This is a genomic window from Variovorax sp. Root473, assembly GCF_001426505.1.
GTDB lineage: Bacteria > Pseudomonadota > Gammaproteobacteria > Burkholderiales > Burkholderiaceae_C > Variovorax.
In genome coordinates, this window is the sequence record NZ_LMEV01000020.1 from 96749 (window position 1) to 114076 (window position 17328).

Sequence of the window (17328 nt, forward strand, 5' to 3'; positions counted from 1 at the left end):
CCATGAATGCTCCCGTCACGACCGACCAGCACACGCAGCTGTCGAAGGCGGAGCGCCAGGCGCAGGTGGTGCGGGCGCTGCAGGCGCACCTGCCCGTGCATGCGCTCATCTGGCACGCCGAAGACACCACGCCCTACGAATGCGACGGCCTCACGGCCTACCGCCAGCGTCCGCTGGTGGTGGCCCTGCCCGAGACCGAGGCACAGGTGGCGGCCGTGCTCCAGGCCTGCCACCAGCTCGGCGTGCCCGTGGTGGCGCGTGGCGCCGGCACCGGCCTGTCGGGCGGTGCCATGCCGCACGCGCTGGGCGTGACGCTGTCGCTCGCCAAGTTCAGCCGCATCCTCAAGGTCGACCCCGTGAGCCGCACGGCCGTCGTGCAGTGCGGCGTGCGCAACCTCGCGATCAGCGAAGCAGCCGCGCCGTTCAACCTGTACTACGCCCCCGATCCGTCGAGCCAGATCGCCTGCACCATCGGCGGCAACGTGGCCGAGAACTCGGGCGGTGTGCACTGCCTGAAATACGGCCTCACGCTGCACAACGTGCTGCGCGTGCGCGGCTTCACGGCCGAAGGCGAACCCATCGAATTCGGCGGCGAGGCGCTCGATGCACCGGGGCTCGACCTGCTCGCACTGGCCATCGGCAGCGAAGGCATGCTGGCCGTGACCACCGAAGTCACGGTGAAGCTGGTGCCCAAGCCGCAGCTGGCGCGCTGCATCATGGCCAGCTTCGACGACGTGCGCAAAGCCGGCGACGCGGTCGCGGCGGTGATTGCGGCGGGCATCATCCCGGCCGGCCTGGAGATGATGGACAAGCCCATGACCGCCGCCGTCGAAGACTTCGTGCATGCCGGCTACGACCTCGACGCCGCCGCGATCCTGCTGTGCGAATCTGACGGCACGCCGGAAGAGGTGGAAGAGGAAATCGGCCGCATGACCGACGTGCTGCGCGGCTGCGGCGCCACCGCCATCGCCGTGAGCACCAGCGAAGACGAGCGCATGAAATTCTGGAGCGGCCGCAAGAACGCCTTTCCGGCGTCGGGCCGCATCAGCCCCGACTACATGTGCCTGGATTCGACCATCCCGCGCAAGCGCCTGGCCGACATCCTGCTGGCGATCCAGGAGATGGAGAAGAAATACAACCTGCGCTGCTGCAACGTGTTCCACGCGGGCGACGGCAACCTGCATCCGCTGGTGCTGTTCGACGCCAACGACCCCGACGAGCTGCACCGCTGCGAGCTGTTCGGCGCCGACATCCTCGAGACCAGCGTCGCCATGGGCGGCACCGTGTCGGGCGAGCACGGCGTGGGCGTGGAAAAGCTCAACAGCATGTGCGTGCAGTTCACCGCCGCCGAGAACGAGCAGATGTTCGGCATCAAGCGCGCCTTCGACCCCGCCGGGCTGCTCAACCCCGGCAAGGTGATTCCCACGCTGCAGCGCTGCGCCGAGTACGGCAAAGAGGTGGTGCGCGGCGGCCGGCTGAAGCACGCCGACCTGCCGAGATTCTGAGAACCCGATGACGAACATGGACACCGCCCTCCAGCAGGTCGTCGAGCGCGTGCGCGCCGCCGCGGCCGACGCCATACCGCTGCGCCTGCGCGGCGGCGGCACCAAGGATTTCTACGGCCAGCCGCCGCACGGCGAGCTGCTCGACCTGCGCGCACTCGCCGGCATCACGAGCTACGAGCCCAGCGAACTGGTCGTTACCGTGCGCGCCGGCACGCCGCTGGCCGAACTCGAAGCCGCACTCGCCGAGCAGGGCCAGTGCCTCCCGTTCGAGCCGCCGTGCTTTGCCGACGGTGGCACCGTCGGTGGCATGGTCGCCGCCGGCCTCAGTGGTCCGTCGCGCGCCAGCGTGGGCGCCGTGCGCGACTACGTGCTTGGCGCCACGCTCATCAACGGCCGCGCCGAGGTGCTGAGCTTCGGTGGCCAGGTGATGAAGAACGTCGCGGGCTACGACGTCTCGCGTGTGCTGGCCGGGTCGCTCGGCACGCTGGGCGTGATCGCCGAAGCGAGCCTGAAGGTGCTGCCCGTGCCGCCCGCCGAAGCCACGCTCGCCTTCGCCTGCAGCCAGGCCGATGCGCTGCGCCTGCTCAACGAGTGGGGCGGACGCCCGCTGCCGCTGAACGCGAGCAGCTGGTTCGAGCACGAGGGCACCGGCGTGCTGCGCCTGCGGCTGCGCGGCGCGGTGGCGGCGGTCGATGCGGCCTGCGCACAGCTCGGCGGCGAGCGTCAGGACCCCGCGCGCGCCGCCGCCGGCTGGACCGCGCTGCGCGACCAGCGCATGCCGTGGTTCGCGCCCGGCGAGGCCGGTTCGCTCGCGCTGTGGCGCCTGTCGGTGCCGCAGACTGCGCCGGTGATCGCCATCGAAGGCTGCGCTGCGCCGCTGGTCGAGTGGCACGGCGGGCAGCGCTGGTACCTCGCGCCGCCCGCGCAGGCCTCGCGCGTGCGCGAAGCTGCGCGCGCGGCCGGTGGCCACGCCACGCTGTTCCGCGTGCCGGCGGCGCAAGCCGCCGATTGCCGCGTGCCGCGCTTCGACGCGCTGAGCGCACCGGTGGCACGCATCCATCGCGCGCTGATGCAGGAGTTCGATCCGCACGGTGTCTTCGACGGCGGCCGGCTCGTCGCAGGCGATCAATGACAAGAAACGACACCACCCCGCGATGCAAACCGAACTAGCCCCCGAATTCCGCGATACCGAGGCGGGCCGCGAAGCCGAAGCCATCCTGCGCAAGTGCGTGCACTGCGGCTTCTGCACCGCCACCTGCCCGACCTACCAGCTGCTCGGCGACGAACTCGATGGCCCGCGCGGGCGCATCTACCTCATCAAGCAGGTGCTCGAAGGCCATGCGCCCACGCGCAGCACGCAGCTGCACCTCGACCGCTGCCTCACCTGCCGCAACTGCGAGAGCACGTGCCCGAGCGGCGTGCAGTACGGGAACCTGGTCGACATCGGCCGCAAGATCGTCGACGAGAAAGTGCCGCGCCCCGCCATGGAGTCGGCCACGCGCTGGCTGCTGAAAGAAGCGCTGCCATCGCCCCTGTTCGGCCCCGCGATGAAGCTCGGCCAGTCGGTGCGCGGCCTGCTGCCCGAGGCCCTGAAAGCCAAGGTGCCCGCGAAGCAGGACGCCGGCCGCTGGCCCACCGCCACGCATGCGCGCAAGGTGCTGATGCTCGCGGGCTGCGTGCAGCCGTCGATGATGCCGAACATCAACACCGCCACCGCGCGCGTGCTCGATGCGGCGGGCATCCAGACCGTGATCGCGAAAGAGGCGGGCTGCTGCGGCGCCGTGAAGTTCCACCTCAACGACCAGGAAGGCGGCAAGGCGCAGATGCGCGCCAACATCGACGCGTGGTGGCCGCAGGTCGAGCGCAACGAGGTGGAAGCCATCGTGATGAACGCGTCGGGCTGTGGCGTCACCGTGCGCGAGTACGGGCACATCCTGCAGCACGACACGGCCTATGCGGCGAAGGCGTCGCGCATCAGTGAACTGACGCGCGACCTGAGCGAGCTGCTGCCCGATCTCGTGCCTGCATTGAAGGCCCGCGTGCGTGCACCTGAAGGCGTCGTTGCGTATCACCCGCCGTGCACGCTGCAGCATGGCCAGAAGCTGCGCGGCGGCGTCGAGACGCACCTGCGCGCGCTCGGCTTCGACGTGCGCGTGGCCATGAACGAATCGCACCTGTGCTGTGGCTCGGCCGGCACGTATTCGGTGCTGCAGCCCGAGCTGGCCTACCCGCTGCGCGACCGCAAGCTCGGCCATCTCAAGCAACTGCAGCCCACGACGATCGCCTCGGCCAACATCGGCTGCATCACGCACCTGCAAAGCGGCAGCGGCGAGACGCCCGTGCGGCACTGGGTCGAACTGCTCGACGCGGCGCTACAGACACCGGCAGGGTAGGGTCCGCGCGCACGGCAGGGTACGTTGCTGTCCGACGTGCGTCCGGTGCATTCGGGGCGCATCATGGCGAACCGATGAAGCTGCAAGGAGTCCGTGCCATGTCCTTCGTTTCCGCCTTTCCGCTGCGCCGTGCGTTGCTGGCCGCCGTCTGCGCAACAGGCACTTTCGCTGCCCAGGCGCAGCAGCCGCCGTCGGCTTTGCCGCCCTGGCAGGGCATCGGCAACACGCGCTATGTGTGCGGCGGCATCGGCGCCGACGAGTCGACCGCGATGCGCGCTGCCATGAAGAGCCATCCGCTGGCGCTGCTGTTCGCGCGTGCCGACGGTGCCTACCTGGCCAACCTGAATGTCGCGATCAAGGGTGGCGACGCCCACAGCGCTGCCGCGATGGCCTTCACCGCGACCGGGCCGGTCTGCCTCATCGACCTGCCGGCGGGGCGCTATGTGATCGACGTGAGCACGTCGACCGGCGAGACCAAGAGCCAGACCGTGACGGTCGGCGGGGCGCCGAAGACGGCGGACTTCAGATTCTGATCAGCCGGCGGCGAGCGCCGCCTCGATGTCGCGCGTGAGCGAGGCCGGCGTGTCCAGCGGCGCATAGCGCTTGAGCACCGTGCCGTCGCGCCCCACCAGGAACTTGGTGAAGTTCCACTTGATCGCCGTGCTGCCCAGCAAGCCGGGCTTTTCCTTGGTGAGCCACTGGAACAGCGGCAGCGCGCCACTGCCGTTGACGTCGATCTTTTCCATCATCGGAAAGCTCACGCCGTAGTTGGTCATGCAGAAGGCGCCGATTTCCTCGTTGGTGCCCGGGTCCTGGCCGCCGAACTGGTTGGAAGGAAAGCCCAGCACCGTGAGGCCCTTGTCGGCGAACTTCTCGTGCAGCGATTCCAGCCCCTCAAACTGCGGCGTGAACCCGCACCGGCTCGCCGTGTTGACGATCAGCAGCACCTGGCCGCGGAAGGCCGAGAGCTTCACCGGCTGGCCGTCGATGCGCGTGGCCTCGAAGTCGTAGACGCTGGTCATGGGGGAGTTCCTCAGGTGGACGCGGAAACGCGATCATCGCGCGCGGTCGGGGTTCGCGCAAACGCCGACCACACCGCACCCAGCACGATCAGCGCGCCGCCGACCAGGATGCGCGAGTTCATGGTCGAGGCGCCCAGCGCCACCGACGAGACGCTCGCGAACAGCACTTCCGACAGCATGATCACGGAGGTGGCGCTGGCCGCCAGCTTCGGTGCCCCGTACTGCAGGCACACGTTGGCGACGATGAAGCCCGTCCCCAGCAGCGCGGCCCAGCCGAACCAGCCCGGCGAGGCGAGCAGCGGCGAATCGATGCCGCCGAACGCGGTGCCGCCCACCGCGCCAACGCCCGCGACCACGGTGCAGCCCCAGAACATGGCCAGCGCGCGCGACTCGCCCGGCGCATGCCGCAAGTGGCGCAGCACGATGTTGGTCACGGCAAAGCCGAAGCCCGCCGCCACGCCCAGCCAGTCGGGCAGGCTCGAAGGCACTGGCCAGTCGGTGCCCGGCGCCTTCAGCACCACCACCACGCCGGTGAGCGCCAATGCCACACGCGCCAGCGCACCGCCCGTCGGCCGCTCGCCCAGCAGCAGCCAGGCCAGCAGCACGCTCCACAGCGGCATCAGATAGAACAGCAGCACCACGCGCACCACGTCGCCCTGCGTCACGGCCCAGTTGAACCCCACGTTGGTGAAGCCCGCCGCCAGGCCCAGCGCCACCAGCATCGGGAACGCCGCGAAAGCCTTCCAGGCATGCCGGCGCACGAGGCCCATCGCTGCGGCAATGACGAGGTAGATCAGGCAGGTGGTCCACAGCGGATGCAGCCCGTGGCTGGCGATCTGGCGAAATGGAAACCAGGCCACGCCCCACACGAAGGCGTTGAACATCAGGGCAAGTGCGGGCATGGGGACGTTGGAGTGGGGGCGCTCGGCGCGCCGGCCATTCACCAACGCGGTCGTGCGAAATCAGTGATGCTTGTCGCTGCGCGCGATCGCAAGCAGATGATCGACTTCCTCAGGATACTTCCTGAGGTTGTTCTCGTGCCAGCGCTTGATGAGCCACATGCAGCCCGCTACCACGAGGCCGAAGGCGCTGATTGCGCCGTAGGCCGACAGGCCCAGGCCCGTGCACACGCTGTAGAAGCCGCCCAGCAGAAGAATGCAGGCCTGCTCGTTGAAGTTCTGCACGGCAATGGAGCGACCCGCGCCCATCAGGTTGTGGCCGCGGTGCTGCAGCAGCGCGTTCATCGGCACGACCAGGAAGCCGCCCAGGCCGCCCAGGATGATCAGGAACGGCACCGCCAGCCAGACGTTGCCGATGAAGTTCATGCCGATCACCATCACGCCCATCGCGATGCCCATGGGGATCACGCGCGTGGCCATGTCCAGCCGCATGTACATCGACGCCACGATGGCGCCCACCGCGGTGCCGATGGTCACCACGCCGGTCAGCGCCGAGGCCTGGGTGGTGTTGTATTCGAGCGCGACGGCGGCCCAGGCCAGCACGATGTACTTGAGGTTGCCGCCCGCGCCCCAGAACAGCGTGGTGGTCGCCAGCGAGATCTGGCCCAGCCGGTCGCGCCACAGGCGGGCGTTGCAATGCCAGAAGTCGGGCAGCAGGCCGGCCAGGTTGTGCACCATGCTCTGCTCGGGGTTGGAACGCAGCGGCCGCATCTCGACGCCGGTGTGCGGGATGCGGGTGTTGAACCAGGCCGCGAGCGCGTAGACGAAGATCAGCACCGCAATGGCGGCTTCGGCCGGCGAGTCGATGCCGGTGTCGATGAACGGCAGGTCGATGAGCAGCAAATGGCTCGACACCGAATGGCCCACCAGCATGCCGCCCAGCACGATGCCCAGCAGGATCGACGCGATGGTGAGTCCTTCGATCCAGCCGTTGGCCTTGACCAGCTGCGACGACGGCAACAGCTCGGTGAGGATGCCGTACTTGGCCGGCGAATAGGCCGCGGCGCCCAGGCCCACGATGGAGTACGACAGCAGCGGGTGCGAGCCGAACAGCATCATCAGGCAGCCCACGACCTTGATCGCGTTGCTGATGAACATCACCTTGCCCTTGGGCAACGCGTCGGCAAAGGCACCCACCAGCGGGGCCAGCACCACATAGAAGACCGCAAAGATCGGCACCAGCGCGGCCCGCTGCCATTCGGGGGCGCCCGAACTTCGCATGAGATCGACGGCAACGACGAAAAGCGCTTGGTCGGCCAGCGACGAAAAGAACTGGGCCGACATGATCGTGTAAAAACCGCGCTTCATCGATGGGCTGGCTGGCCAGAGGGTCTGCTGGCGGTAGTGAAAAAGTGTCGCGTCGGGCGCGAATGGGCGGTTATAGCATGGGGGTCTGACGTGAATTGAGGCATCCCCACGGGATTCGACCCCATTCCCGAAGATGCTAAAACGTGGTCTGAAATCACCCCGACACCCCCATGCCGCGCCCCATCCTCGCCACCGTCCACACCGCCGCCCTGCGCCACAACCTCGACCGCACCCGCCGTTCGGCCGTCGATGCCCGTGTCTGGGCCGTGGTCAAGGCCAATGCCTACGGGCACGGCATCGAGCGGGTCTTTGAAGGCCTGCGCGGCGCCGACGGCTTTGCGCTTCTCGACCTGGCCGAGGCCGAGCGCGTGCGCGCGCTGGGCTGGCGCGGCCCGGTGCTGCTGCTCGAAGGCGTGTTCGATGCGCGCGACCTGGAGCTGTGCTCGCGCCTGGACCTGTGGCATTCGGTGCACTGCGACGAGCAGATCGACATGCTCGCGGCCCACAAGACCCTGAAGCCGCAGCGCGTGTTCCTGAAGATGAACTCCGGCATGAACCGCCTGGGCTTCTCGCCCGAGCGCTTCGGCTCGGCCTGGACGCGCCTGAACGCGCTCCCGCAGGTCGACGAGATCTCGCTCATGACGCACTTCAGCGACGCCGACGGCCCGCGCGGCATTGCGCATCAGCTCGAGGTGTTCGAGCGCGCCACGCGCGACCTGCCCGGCGAGCGCTCCATTGCCAACAGCGCGGCCACGTTGCGCCATGCAGCGCGCACGCGCGGCGACTGGGTGCGCCCCGGCATCGTGCTGTATGGCAGCGCCCCCGACTTTCCCGAGCACGACGCGGCGCACTGGCAGCTGCAGCCGACCATGACCCTGTCGACACGGCTCATCTCGGTGCAGACGCTGAAAACCGGCGACACCATCGGTTACGGCTCGCGCTTCAAGGCCGAGGGCCCGCTCACCATCGGCATCGCGGCGGTCGGCTATGCCGATGGCTACCCGCGCCACTGCGACACCGGCACCCCGGTGCTGGTGAACGGCGTGCGCACCCGCATGGTGGGCCGCGTGAGCATGGACATGATCACCGTCGACCTCACGCCCGTGCCCGACGCGCAATTCGGCGCCGAGGTCACGCTGTGGGGCCGCTCGGCCCTGACCGGCGCGGTGCTGCCCATCGACGAGGTGGCGCAGGCCGCCGGCACCGTCGGCTACGAACTCATGTGCGCGGTCGCGCCGCGGGTGCCTTTCGCGACCGCTGAGGAATGATGGTTCTTTCCAACGGAAAGTAACAGGCGCTTCCTGCGCCCGACGCAAGGCTGTCGCCCCTGACGGCGCAAGGGCCCCGCCGTGCCCGGCCCCGGGCTCGTGGCATCCTCGGGGGCTGCGGCGTTTCGCCGCCCCCCCAACACCAAGGAATACAGACATGGGCGCGCAATGGAAAGCCAAGCACAAGGACGTGGCCGCGAATGCCAAGGGCCGGCTGTTCGGCAAGCTGGCCAAGGAAATCATGATCGCTGCGCGCAACGGCGCCGATCCGGCCTCGAACGCGCGGCTGCGGCTGGTCGTCGAGCAGGCCCGCAAGGTCTCGATGCCGAAGGACACGCTCGACCGCGCGATCAAGAAGGGCGCCGGCCTCACGGGCGAGGCGGTGCACTTCGACCACGTCATGTACGAGGGCTTCGCCCCGCACCGCGTGGCCGTGATGGTCGAGTGCCTGACCGACAACGTGAATCGCACCGCGCCTGAAATGCGCGTGCTGTTCCGCAAGGGCCAGCTCGGCACCTCCGGCTCGGTCTCGTGGGATTTCGACCACCTCGGCATGATCGAAGCCGAGCCCGCCAGCAAGGAGGCCGATGCCGAAGTGGCCGCGATCGAGGCCGGCGCGCAGGATTTCGAGCCGGGCGCCGAAGACGGCACCACCCTGTTCCTGACCGAGGCCGCCGACCTCGACCTGGTGAGCCGCGCACTGCCGGCCCAGGGCTTCACCGTGCTGTCGGCCAAGCTCGGTTACCGGCCCAAGAACCCGATCGATCCGGCGAGCCTGAGCGCTGCGGACCTGGAAGAAGTCGAAGCCTTCCTTGCGGCCATCGACGCGAACGACGACGTGCAGAACGTGTACGTCGGGCTGGCCGGCTGAACTGGACGCCTGACGTTCAGGGCAACGCGCCCGCCGACCGGGGGCCTTGCTCCGCGAATGTCCTGCGCCGCGCGCGGCCGCGGCTCAGTACAACCCGAGCTGCCGCGTGCGCAGCCGCGCCAGCCCCAGCAGCGCGTCGGTGAACGGCGTGGCCACGCCCGTCAGCTCGCCCAGTTCGCGCACCACCGTGACGAGTGCGTCGAGCTCGACCGAACGGCCCGCTTCCACGTCCTGCAGCATCGAGGTCTTGAACGCGCCGAGCTTCATCGTCACCGCATGCCGGTCTTCGGGACTTTGCGTGATTTCGATGCCGATGCGCCGGCCGATCTCCTTGGCCTCGAGCATCACGGCCGAGATGAAGCCGCGCACGTAGTCGTCGCCCATGATCAGGTCGGTGGTGGCGCCTGTGAGCGCGCTGATCGGGTTCACCGTCATGTTGCCCCACAGCTTGAACCACACGTCCTTCTGGATCTGCGGCGACAGCGTGGTGTCGATGCCCGTGCGCTTGAGCAGCTCGACCAGCTTCTGCACGCGCGGCGTGGCCTCGCCCGAAGGCTCGCCGACGATCAGCCCGTTGCCGAAGTGATGCCGCACCACGCCGGGCCCGTCGAGCGAGCAGCTCGCGTGCACCACACAGCCGATCACGTTGCGCGACGGAATGGCCTTCGCAATCGCGCCTTCGGGGTCGACGGCCGCGAGGCGGTGCCCCGTGATCTCGCCGCCGAAGCCGCCTTCGAGGAACCACCACGGCACGCCGTTCATGGCCACCAGCACGATCGTGTCGGGCCCGATCAGCGGCCCGATGCGTTCGGCCACGCCGGCCAGCGCGGGCGCCTTCACGGCGATCACCACCAGGTCTTGAACGCCCAGTGCCTCGGGGTCGGCCACGGCGTTCACCGGTACGCGCGTGCGCACGTCGCCGCGCATCAGCGAGAGGCCGTCCTTCTGCAGTGCGTCGAGCGTGGCGCCGCGCGCCACCACGTTGAGGCGTTGGCCCGCCTGTGCAAGGCCGACGCCGATCCATCCGCCGATCGCGCCGGCACCGTAGATGCAGATCTTCATGGGATCAGTTCTTGTAGCTGGTGTCGATGCGATCGACCTGGCGCACGAGCGCGTTGAACACATCCTGCCCGGCGCCGTGCTCGGGGCTGAACTGCAGCGCGTCGCGCGTGCAGCGCTGCGCGATCTCTTCGCTCACGGGAATCGCGGCGCCCATCGAGAAGGTCGCCATCTGGATCTCGCAGGCGCGCTGCAAGGTCCACAGGATCGCGAAGGTCTGCGGCAGCGTCTGGCCCCAGGCCAGCAGGCCGTGGTTGCGCAGGATCACCGCGTTGCGGTCGCCGATGCTCCTGAGCAGGCGCGGGCCTTCGTCGGCATGGATCGTGATGCCCTCGAAGTCGTGGTACGCCACCATGCCATGCAGCTGGGCGGTATAGAAATTGGTCTGCTGCAGGCCGCCCTGCAGGCAGGCCACGGCGACGCCGGCCGTGGTGTGCGTGTGCATCACGCAGTGCGCGCCGGGCAGGCCGTCGTGGATGGCCGCGTGCACCGTGAAGCCCGCCGGGTTCACCGGGTGCGCTGAGCCGTCGAGCACCTTGCCCTGCAGGTCGATCTTCACCAGGTTGCTGGCCGTCACCTCGCTGTAGTGCAGCCCGAAGGGGTTGATGAGGAACTGCTTCTCGCCACCCGTCACGCTGTCGGGCAGCCGCACGGTGATGTGGTTGTAGATCATCTCGACCCAGCCCAGCATCGCGAAGACGCGATAGCAGGCCGCGAGCTCTTCGCGGGCGGCACGCTCGTCGGGATGGATCGAGGGATGGACCAGCGCCGACGGCGCGGTGGCGAGTGTGTTCATGGCAGTTCCTTCATGTGATCAACCTTCAGCCGTGAAGCCGACCTCTTTCACGATCGGCGCCCACTTGGCGGTGTCCTTCTTCAGCAGATCGCCCAGCTCGGCCGGCGTGGAAGACATGGCTTCCAGGCCGAAGGTGCCGAGGCCGTCGATCACGTCCTTCTGTGCGAGCGCGTTCTTCATTGCCGTGTTGAGCTTCGTCACCAGCTCGGGCGAGGCCTTGGCCGGCAGGAAGAAGGCGAACCATTCGCTGTGCGCCATGTTCTTGATACCCTGCTCGCCGAAGGTCGGCACATCGGGCGCGAAGCGGCTGCGCTTGGCACCCGACACGCCCAGGATGCGCACCTTGCCCGACTGCAGGTGCTGCGTGATGTCGCCGATGGGGCCCGACACCGCCGAGATGTTGCCGCCCAGCAGGTCGAGCATGGCCGGCTGCGTGCCGCGGTAGGCCGCGTGCTTGAGCTCGACGCCAGCCTGCTTGCCCAGCAGCGCGCCGATGAAGTGCGGCGTGGAGCCCGCGGCCGGCGAGCCGTAGTTGGCGCCGGCCGGGTTGGCCTTGGCCCAGGTGAGGAACTCGGGCACGGTCTTGACGGTGGCCGGCACGGCCGGGCCGACTGCGAAGCCGAAGTCGAAGATGCAGGCCAGGCTCACGGGCGTGAGGTCGACCATCGGGTCGTACGGCAGCTTCTTGTAGATGTGCGGGTAGATCGTGAGGATCGACGTCGGCGTCTGCAGGATGGTGGTGCCGTCGGCCGGACGGCCCTTCACGTAGCTCACGGCAATCTGGCCGCCCGCGCCGGTGCGGTTCTCGACCACGGCGGTCTTGGCGTAGTCGGGGCTGAGCTTCAGCGCGATGCGCCGGCAGGTGGTGTCCGAGGTACCGCCGGCCGCGAAGCCGGTGACGATGGTGGCGTTCTCGAGTGCGGCAGCCTGCGCGAAGGCCTGTTGGCCGAGGCTCGCGAGCAGCGCCGAGGCGCCGGTGGACTGCAGCATGTGGCGGCGGGTGAAGGTCATGTCTGTCTCTTTTCTGGAGGGTGAGGAGTCAACAGGATCACGACTCGTCGCGCAGCCAGGTGACCGCGCCCGAGTGGGTCACGGCGCCCTGGTGGGCAGGGCGCACGGTGAGCGCGTATTTTTCCAACAAACCACCGCGCGCCACCCCCGCGTTTACCTCACGTCCGGCCAGCCTTGACGCGATTTCTTCGACGCTCAGTTCGACCGAAATGCTGCGCGCCGCGGCGCGTGCATCGATGGCCACCATGTCGCCGTCGCGCAGCACCGCGATCGGCCCACCATCGGCCGCCTCGGGCCCTGCGTAGCCGATGCACAGGCCGCGCGTGGCGCCTGAAAAGCGTCCGTCGGTCAGCAGCGCGACCTTGTCGCCCATGCCCTGGCCGTAGAGCAATGCGGTGATGCCCAGCATCTCGCGCATGCCGGGGCTGCCCTTGGGGCCTTCGTTGCGGATGACGATCACGTCGCCCGCTTCGTAGCGGCGGTTCTGCACCGCCGCCTGGGCTTCTTCTTCCGAATTGAAGACGCGCGCCGGGCCGCGGTGCACCAGCGTCTGCAGGCCCGCCGTCTTGAGCAGCGCGCCGTCGGGGCAGAGGTTGCCCTTGAGCACCGCCAGCCCGCCGTCGCGCGTGATCGGGTTGCCGGCTTCGCGCACCACGCGGCCGTCGGGCGCGGCGGCGTCGGCCACTTCCTCGGCCAGCGTGCGGCCGGTGAAGGTGAGGGCGTCGCCGTGCAGGAAGCCCTGCTCCAGCAGCGTGCGCAGGATGACGCCGGCGCCGCCGATGTAGTACACGTCGCGCGCCAGGTACTGGCCGCCCGGGCGCAGGTCGGCAATGAGCGGCGTGCGCGCGAAGATCTCGGCCACGTCGTCCAGGTGGAACCTGATGCCGGCTTCGTGCGCAATGGCTGGCAGGTGCAGCGCCGCGTTGGTCGAGCCGCCCGTGGCCGAGACCACGGCGCAGGCGTTTTCGAGCGCCTTGCGCGTCACGATGTCGCGCGGCAGCGGGCCGTCGCCCATCACCGCCTTCATGAGCTGTTTGGCGGCGCGGCGCATCAGCGGCGCGCGTTCGCTGAACACCGCGGGCACCATGCTCGAGCCGATGGGCGCCAGGCCCAGCGCCTCCGACACCATGCCCATCGTGTTGGCCGTGAACTGCCCTGCGCAGGCACCGGCCGTGGGCAGGCAGGCGCGGCTCATGGCGTCGAGTTCGTCGTGCGTGGCCGTGCCCGCGAGCACCTTGCCGATGGTCTCGTAGGTGTCGACCACGTTCAGGTCGCGCCCGTCAGGCCCCGGCATCTGGCCCGGCAGCGCCGAGCCGCCGTGCACGAACACGCTGGGCACGTTGCAGCGGACCATGCCCATCATCAGGCCCGGCAGGTTCTTGTCGCAGGCGCCGATGGCGAAGATGCCGTCCCACTGGTGGCCGCGCGTGGACGCTTCCACGCTGTCGGCGATGAGCTCGCGCGAGATCAGCGAGAAGCGCATGCCCGAGTGCGCCATCGTCAGGCCGTCGCTCACCGACACCACCGGGCATTCGTGCGGGGTGCCGCCGCCCGCGTAGATGCCGGTCTTGGCATGCTGCGCCTGCTCGCGCAGGTTGAGGTTGCACGGGCTCATCTCGCCGCCCGTGTGGAACACGCCGACGTGTGGGCGCGCGATGTCTTCGTCGTCCTGGCCCAGCGCGTGCAGGAAGCTGCGCGTGGTCGCGCGGATCGTGCCCTCGCGGATGGTGGCGGAGCGCAAGCGCGGCGGGGAGTCTTTGGGCGTGGTCATTCGGCTGGCGTGGGCTGGCGCGTGAAAGGACGAGAGCGGTCAATAGCCGTTGGGCGCGGTGGCGCCCGGCGCGGCCTTGTACTTCGCGAGCAACTGCTTGGCGGCCGCCGCGAGAAGGATGGTGTCGACGCCCACGGCCACGAACAGCGCGCCGGCCGCGAGCCACTTGCGGGCCTGTTCCTCGGTGGTCGAGAGGATGCCCGGCGCCTTGCCGGCCTTGCGGATGCGCGCGACGGCGTCGGCGATCACGGCCTGCACCTCGGGGTGGTTGGGCTGGCCCACGAAGCCCATCGAGGCCGACAGGTCGGCCGGGCCGATGAACACGCCGTCCACGCCGGGCGTCGCCGCGATGGCGTCGAGGTTCTTCATCGCCTCGACCGTCTCGGCCTGCACCAGCAGGCAGGTCTGCGCGTTGGCTTCGTGCAGGTAGTTCGGGTAGGCCTGCCAGCGCGAGGCGCGCGCCAGCGCACTGCCCATGCCGCGGATGCCTTCGGGCGGATAGCGCATGCCCTGCACGAGCTTCGCGGCCTGCTCGGCGGTGTCGACCATCGGCACCAGCAGCGTCTGCGCACCGATGTCCAGGTACTGCTTGATCAGCGTGGTGTCGCCGACCGGAATGCGCACGATGGGGTGCGAGCGCTGCGCCTCGGGCTGCGCCGACCACGCGCTGGAAATGCCCTGCAGCTGCGCGAGCACCGAGCGCACGTCGTTGGGCGCGTGCTCGCCGTCGACCAGCAGCCAGTCGTAGCCGGTACCGGCCAGCAGTTCGGCCACGTAGCCGTCACCGAGGCCGACCCACAGGCCGATCTGCGGTTGGCCGGCCTGCAGGGCCTGCTTGAAAGTGTTGAGTGGGGTGTGCATGGAAAAAACTCGTCAGGCAAAACGGAAAGCGATGGAGCCCAAGGGGCCGTAGTCGGCATGGAAGGTGTCGCCCGGCACGGCGGTGGTGGGACGCGTGAACGAACCGCCCAGCACGATCTCGCCGGCTTCGAGGCATTCATCCCACGGCGCGAGCTTGTTCGCGAGCCAGGCCACGCCGGTGGCCGGGTGGTTGAGCACGGCCGCAGCCACGCCCGATTCTTCGATCACGCCGTTCTTGTAGAGCAGCGCGCTCACCCAGCGCAGGTCGACCGCGTCGGGCTTCACCGGCCGGCCGCCCAGCACGATGCCCGCATTGGCCGCGTTGTCGGCGATGGTGTCGAACACCTTGCGCATGGCCTTGGTGTGGCGGTCGAACTGCTCGATGCGCGCGTCGATGATCTCGATGGCGGGCACCACGTAGTCGGTGGCGGCGAGCACATCGAAGATCGTCACGTTCGGCCCCTGCAGCTTCTTGCCGAGCACGAAGGCCAGCTCGACCTCGATGCGCGGCGCGATGAAGCGCGTGAACGGGATGTCGCCGCCCGGCTCGAAGAACATGTCGTCCAGCAGCGTGCCGTAGTCGGGCTCGGTGATCTGGCTGGCCTGCTGCATGGCGCGCGAGGTGAGGCCGATCTTGTGGCCCTTGACGACGCGGCCCTCGGCGATCTTGTGCTTCACCCATTCGCGCGAGATGGCGTAGCCGTCCTCGATGGTCATCCCGGGAAAGCGCTTGGAGAAATGCTCGACCTGCACGCGCGACTTTTCGCTCTCGTGCAGTTCGGCGGCCAGTTGGGCGATGGTGGCGGTGGAGAGCATGGGGCTCGCTTCTTATTTATGACTTGTTGAACAGGGGATGCAGGTTGCTGTGCTTGCCGTCGTACACCTGCCCCGGCGCTTCGTCGATCTGCAGCGTGATGCCGATGTGGCGCTGCGTGAAGACGGGCTCGAAATGCGTGCGCACGGCGGCCAGCAGCTCGTCGCCGGCTTTCTTCTTCACCGCCTCGGAACGGCCCGAGGCCATGCGCAGGTTCAGGTACACGAAGGCGTAGTCGGCCTGGCCGTCGGCCACCGCGTAATGCGCGGCGGGGTAGGCCAGCACGCGCGTGCCGCCGGTGGGGAACACCGGCTTGCCGGCCTCGTCGCGCTGTTCGAGCATGGTGTCGGCCAGCGTACGGCACAGCGCCGACACGTCGGTCTCGGCCTCGATGTTGGGCGTGTACAGGATCACCAGGTGCGGCATGGTCGTGCTCCGTTCAAACCACCGACATCGTCGCGGCCGTGCAGGTCACCGCGAAGATCGGGATGGCCTTCATGTGGAAGATCTCGCCCTTGCCGCGCGCGGCCGCGGCCACGCTCAGGAAGGTGCGGATCTCGAAGCCGCCCTGGCCCGCTTCGCGGTAGGTGGCCTCGTCGTTGTAGTCGTCTTGCGAAAGCAGCGCCTCGCGGTCGTTGGCGCACCAGCGGCGCATGAACTCGGCGTCCCACTCGGCATTGACCTTGCCCGAGTCGGGCGTGGCCGGCCAGTGCGAGATGCCGCCCGTGCCCACCAGCGCGATGCGCTCGGGCACCTTGTCGCAGGCGCGGCGCAGGGCTTCGCCGAAGGCCCACGCGCGGTGCAGCGGCGTGAGCGGCGGGCCCTGGCAGTTGATGTTCACCGGGATGACCTTGGTGTCGAAGTCGGGCGTGAGGAAGTTCAGCGGCACCATGATGCCGTGGTCGAACTTCCATTCTTCCGCGTAGGCCACGTCCACCGTCTGCATCACCTCGCGGATCAGGCGTTGCGACAGCGCGGCGTCGCCGGGGATGGTGCGCTTCTCGATGCCCAGCCACTTCGGGTCCTCGATCGGGCCCTCGTAGCTGTCGGCCATGCCGATCGCATAGGCCGGCATGTTGTTCATGAAGAAGTTCGCGAAATGTTCGGCCGCGATGACGATCACCGCGTCGGGCTTGGTGGCGCGCATCGCCTCGCCGAAGCGATGGAACTGCGCGTGGAACTCGTCCTTCACCGCCGGGTCGGCCAGGTGCGCGCGGCCCGTGATGCCGGGGGCGTGGCTGCACACGCCTGCGAATACGAGACTCATGTCGATGCCCGCCCGGCCGCCCGAAGGGCATCGAGCCCCCCTTCGGGGGGCAGCAAACCACACGAAGTGGGGAGCGTGGGGGTCTTCATATTCCTGCGACTTTCTCGTTGGTTCCGGTTGTCATTGCGTAGATGCCGGCGCGCACCGGGCCGTACTTGCGCACGCCTTCGCGCATGGCTTCGAGGTAGTCCGCCCACGCCACGCCGAGCAGGGGCGCGAAGTGCATCAGCAGCTGGCCGTTGCACCCGAGCACGTAGAGCTTGCCGATGTCGCCGGAGCCGATCGCTTCGCGCTCTTCGTCGTTCAGGTCGTAGCCGGCCAGCAACGTGGCGCGCACGTCGCCGCCTTCGGCGAAGCGGCGCTGCACGTCGGCATCGCGGTTCAGCGCGAACAGGAATTTCTGCATCGCATAGAGGCTCACGG

General features: G+C 68.7%; 18 protein-coding genes. 6 read left to right on the forward strand and 12 right to left on the reverse strand.

The annotated features are described in order from the left end of the window. Nucleotides 1-2: 2 nt before the first annotated feature. From ASD34_RS25205 to ASD34_RS25220, 4 genes are all read left to right on the forward strand, one after another. Nucleotides 3-1505, forward strand: a complete 1503-nt coding sequence (locus tag ASD34_RS25205; protein ID WP_056583748.1) for an FAD-linked oxidase C-terminal domain-containing protein — start codon at nucleotides 3-5, stop codon at nucleotides 1503-1505. Between the two features lie 16 nt (nucleotides 1506-1521). Then, nucleotides 1522-2637, forward strand: coding sequence for a glycolate oxidase subunit GlcE (glcE, locus tag ASD34_RS25210; RefSeq protein ID WP_056584672.1), 1116 nt, complete (start codon nucleotides 1522-1524; stop codon nucleotides 2635-2637). Between the two features lie 22 nt (nucleotides 2638-2659). Beyond that, nucleotides 2660-3898: a glycolate oxidase subunit GlcF gene (gene glcF / locus ASD34_RS25215; protein ID WP_056583750.1), complete on the forward strand. Its 1239-nt coding sequence runs from the start codon at nucleotides 2660-2662 to the stop codon at nucleotides 3896-3898. Nucleotides 3899-3996: 98 nt separating this feature from the next. After that, nucleotides 3997-4431 (forward strand): carboxypeptidase regulatory-like domain-containing protein, encoded by a 435-nt coding sequence (locus ASD34_RS25220; protein ID WP_157609764.1) that lies wholly within the window; start codon nucleotides 3997-3999, stop codon nucleotides 4429-4431. Here ASD34_RS25220 and ASD34_RS25225 read toward each other — a convergent pair whose 3' ends face one another. The 3 genes from ASD34_RS25225 to lplT are packed head-to-tail and all read right to left on the reverse strand — an operon-like array spanning nucleotide 4432 to nucleotide 7187. After that, a complete protein-coding gene (locus ASD34_RS25225; RefSeq protein ID WP_056583757.1) occupies nucleotides 4432-4920 on the reverse strand; it encodes a glutathione peroxidase in 489 nt (162 codons plus the stop codon). An 11-nt stretch (nucleotides 4921-4931) separates the two neighbouring features. Further along, on the reverse strand, nucleotides 4932-5822 hold the full coding sequence (locus ASD34_RS25230; protein ID WP_056583762.1) for a DMT family transporter: 891 nt from the start codon (nucleotides 5820-5822) through the stop codon (nucleotides 4932-4934). 60 nt (nucleotides 5823-5882) lie between these two features. After that, nucleotides 5883-7187 carry a lysophospholipid transporter LplT gene (gene lplT, locus ASD34_RS25235; RefSeq protein ID WP_056583764.1) on the reverse strand — a complete coding sequence of 435 codons (1305 nt, stop codon included), beginning with the start codon at nucleotides 7185-7187 and terminating at the stop codon, nucleotides 5883-5885. A 170-nt stretch (nucleotides 7188-7357) separates the two neighbouring features. On the opposite strand from lplT, the gene alr reads away from it, so the two are divergent. After that, nucleotides 7358-8455: an alanine racemase gene (alr, locus tag ASD34_RS25240; protein ID WP_056583767.1), complete on the forward strand. Its 1098-nt coding sequence runs from the start codon at nucleotides 7358-7360 to the stop codon at nucleotides 8453-8455. Nucleotides 8456-8612: 157 nt separating this feature from the next. Beyond that, complete coding sequence (locus tag ASD34_RS25245) at nucleotides 8613-9326, forward strand: YebC/PmpR family DNA-binding transcriptional regulator (RefSeq protein ID WP_056583770.1); 714 nt, start codon at nucleotides 8613-8615, stop codon at nucleotides 9324-9326. 84 nt (nucleotides 9327-9410) lie between these two features. Here ASD34_RS25245 and ASD34_RS25250 read toward each other — a convergent pair whose 3' ends face one another. From ASD34_RS25250 to ASD34_RS25290, 9 genes are all read right to left on the reverse strand, one after another. Beyond that, entirely contained in the window at nucleotides 9411-10388 is a 978-nt protein-coding gene (locus ASD34_RS25250) for a 2-dehydropantoate 2-reductase (RefSeq protein ID WP_056583781.1), read from the reverse strand. A gap of 4 nt (nucleotides 10389-10392) precedes the next feature. Further along, nucleotides 10393-11181: a class II aldolase/adducin family protein gene (locus tag ASD34_RS25255; protein WP_056583783.1), complete on the reverse strand. Its 789-nt coding sequence runs from the start codon at nucleotides 11179-11181 to the stop codon at nucleotides 10393-10395. A gap of 18 nt (nucleotides 11182-11199) precedes the next feature. Continuing rightward, nucleotides 11200-12192, reverse strand: coding sequence for a Bug family tripartite tricarboxylate transporter substrate binding protein (locus ASD34_RS25260; RefSeq protein WP_056583789.1), 993 nt, complete (start codon nucleotides 12190-12192; stop codon nucleotides 11200-11202). A 37-nt stretch (nucleotides 12193-12229) separates the two neighbouring features. After that, complete coding sequence (gene ilvD, locus ASD34_RS25265; protein WP_056583794.1) at nucleotides 12230-13963, reverse strand: dihydroxy-acid dehydratase; 1734 nt, start codon at nucleotides 13961-13963, stop codon at nucleotides 12230-12232. Between the two features lie 39 nt (nucleotides 13964-14002). Beyond that, on the reverse strand, nucleotides 14003-14824 hold the full coding sequence (hpaI, locus tag ASD34_RS25270; RefSeq protein WP_056583804.1) for a 4-hydroxy-2-oxoheptanedioate aldolase: 822 nt from the start codon (nucleotides 14822-14824) through the stop codon (nucleotides 14003-14005). Between the two features lie 12 nt (nucleotides 14825-14836). Further along, the gene (gene hpaH / locus ASD34_RS25275; RefSeq protein ID WP_056583807.1) at nucleotides 14837-15640 is read right to left on the reverse strand and encodes a 2-oxo-hept-4-ene-1,7-dioate hydratase; all 804 of its coding nucleotides are present in this window, start codon (nucleotides 15638-15640) and stop codon (nucleotides 14837-14839) included. A 16-nt stretch (nucleotides 15641-15656) separates the two neighbouring features. Then, the gene (locus tag ASD34_RS25280; protein ID WP_056583810.1) at nucleotides 15657-16064 is read right to left on the reverse strand and encodes a 5-carboxymethyl-2-hydroxymuconate Delta-isomerase; all 408 of its coding nucleotides are present in this window, start codon (nucleotides 16062-16064) and stop codon (nucleotides 15657-15659) included. A gap of 13 nt (nucleotides 16065-16077) precedes the next feature. Further along, the gene (locus ASD34_RS25285) at nucleotides 16078-16905 is read right to left on the reverse strand and encodes an extradiol ring-cleavage dioxygenase (RefSeq protein WP_056583817.1); all 828 of its coding nucleotides are present in this window, start codon (nucleotides 16903-16905) and stop codon (nucleotides 16078-16080) included. Between the two features lie 85 nt (nucleotides 16906-16990). Next, nucleotides 16991-17326, reverse strand: a complete 336-nt coding sequence (locus tag ASD34_RS25290; protein ID WP_056583820.1) for an aromatic ring-opening dioxygenase LigA — start codon at nucleotides 17324-17326, stop codon at nucleotides 16991-16993. Nucleotides 17327-17328 lie beyond the last annotated feature (2 nt).

Coding starts and splice junctions, on each gene's coding strand:
- glcF (WP_056583750.1), top strand. CDS start 2,660: ATGCAAACCGAACTAGCCCCCGAATTCCGCGATACCGAGGCGGGCCGC.
- ASD34_RS25260 (WP_056583789.1), bottom strand. CDS start 12,192: ATGACCTTCACCCGCCGCCACATGCTGCAGTCCACCGGCGCCTCGGCG.
- alr (WP_056583767.1), top strand. CDS start 7,358: ATGCCGCGCCCCATCCTCGCCACCGTCCACACCGCCGCCCTGCGCCAC.
- ASD34_RS25205 (WP_056583748.1), top strand. CDS start 3: ATGAATGCTCCCGTCACGACCGACCAGCACACGCAGCTGTCGAAGGCG.
- hpaI (WP_056583804.1), bottom strand. CDS start 14,824: ATGCACACCCCACTCAACACTTTCAAGCAGGCCCTGCAGGCCGGCCAA.
- ilvD (WP_056583794.1), bottom strand. CDS start 13,963: ATGACCACGCCCAAAGACTCCCCGCCGCGCTTGCGCTCCGCCACCATC.
- ASD34_RS25225 (WP_056583757.1), bottom strand. CDS start 4,920: ATGACCAGCGTCTACGACTTCGAGGCCACGCGCATCGACGGCCAGCCG.
- ASD34_RS25245 (WP_056583770.1), top strand. CDS start 8,613: ATGGGCGCGCAATGGAAAGCCAAGCACAAGGACGTGGCCGCGAATGCC.
- ASD34_RS25285 (WP_056583817.1), bottom strand. CDS start 16,905: ATGAGTCTCGTATTCGCAGGCGTGTGCAGCCACGCCCCCGGCATCACG.
- ASD34_RS25250 (WP_056583781.1), bottom strand. CDS start 10,388: ATGAAGATCTGCATCTACGGTGCCGGCGCGATCGGCGGATGGATCGGC.
- ASD34_RS25230 (WP_056583762.1), bottom strand. CDS start 5,822: ATGCCCGCACTTGCCCTGATGTTCAACGCCTTCGTGTGGGGCGTGGCC.
- lplT (WP_056583764.1), bottom strand. CDS start 7,187: ATGAAGCGCGGTTTTTACACGATCATGTCGGCCCAGTTCTTTTCGTCG.
- glcE (WP_056584672.1), top strand. CDS start 1,522: ATGGACACCGCCCTCCAGCAGGTCGTCGAGCGCGTGCGCGCCGCCGCG.
- ASD34_RS25255 (WP_056583783.1), bottom strand. CDS start 11,181: ATGAACACACTCGCCACCGCGCCGTCGGCGCTGGTCCATCCCTCGATC.
- ASD34_RS25220 (WP_157609764.1), top strand. CDS start 3,997: ATGTCCTTCGTTTCCGCCTTTCCGCTGCGCCGTGCGTTGCTGGCCGCC.
- ASD34_RS25280 (WP_056583810.1), bottom strand. CDS start 16,064: ATGCCGCACCTGGTGATCCTGTACACGCCCAACATCGAGGCCGAGACC.
- hpaH (WP_056583807.1), bottom strand. CDS start 15,640: ATGCTCTCCACCGCCACCATCGCCCAACTGGCCGCCGAACTGCACGAG.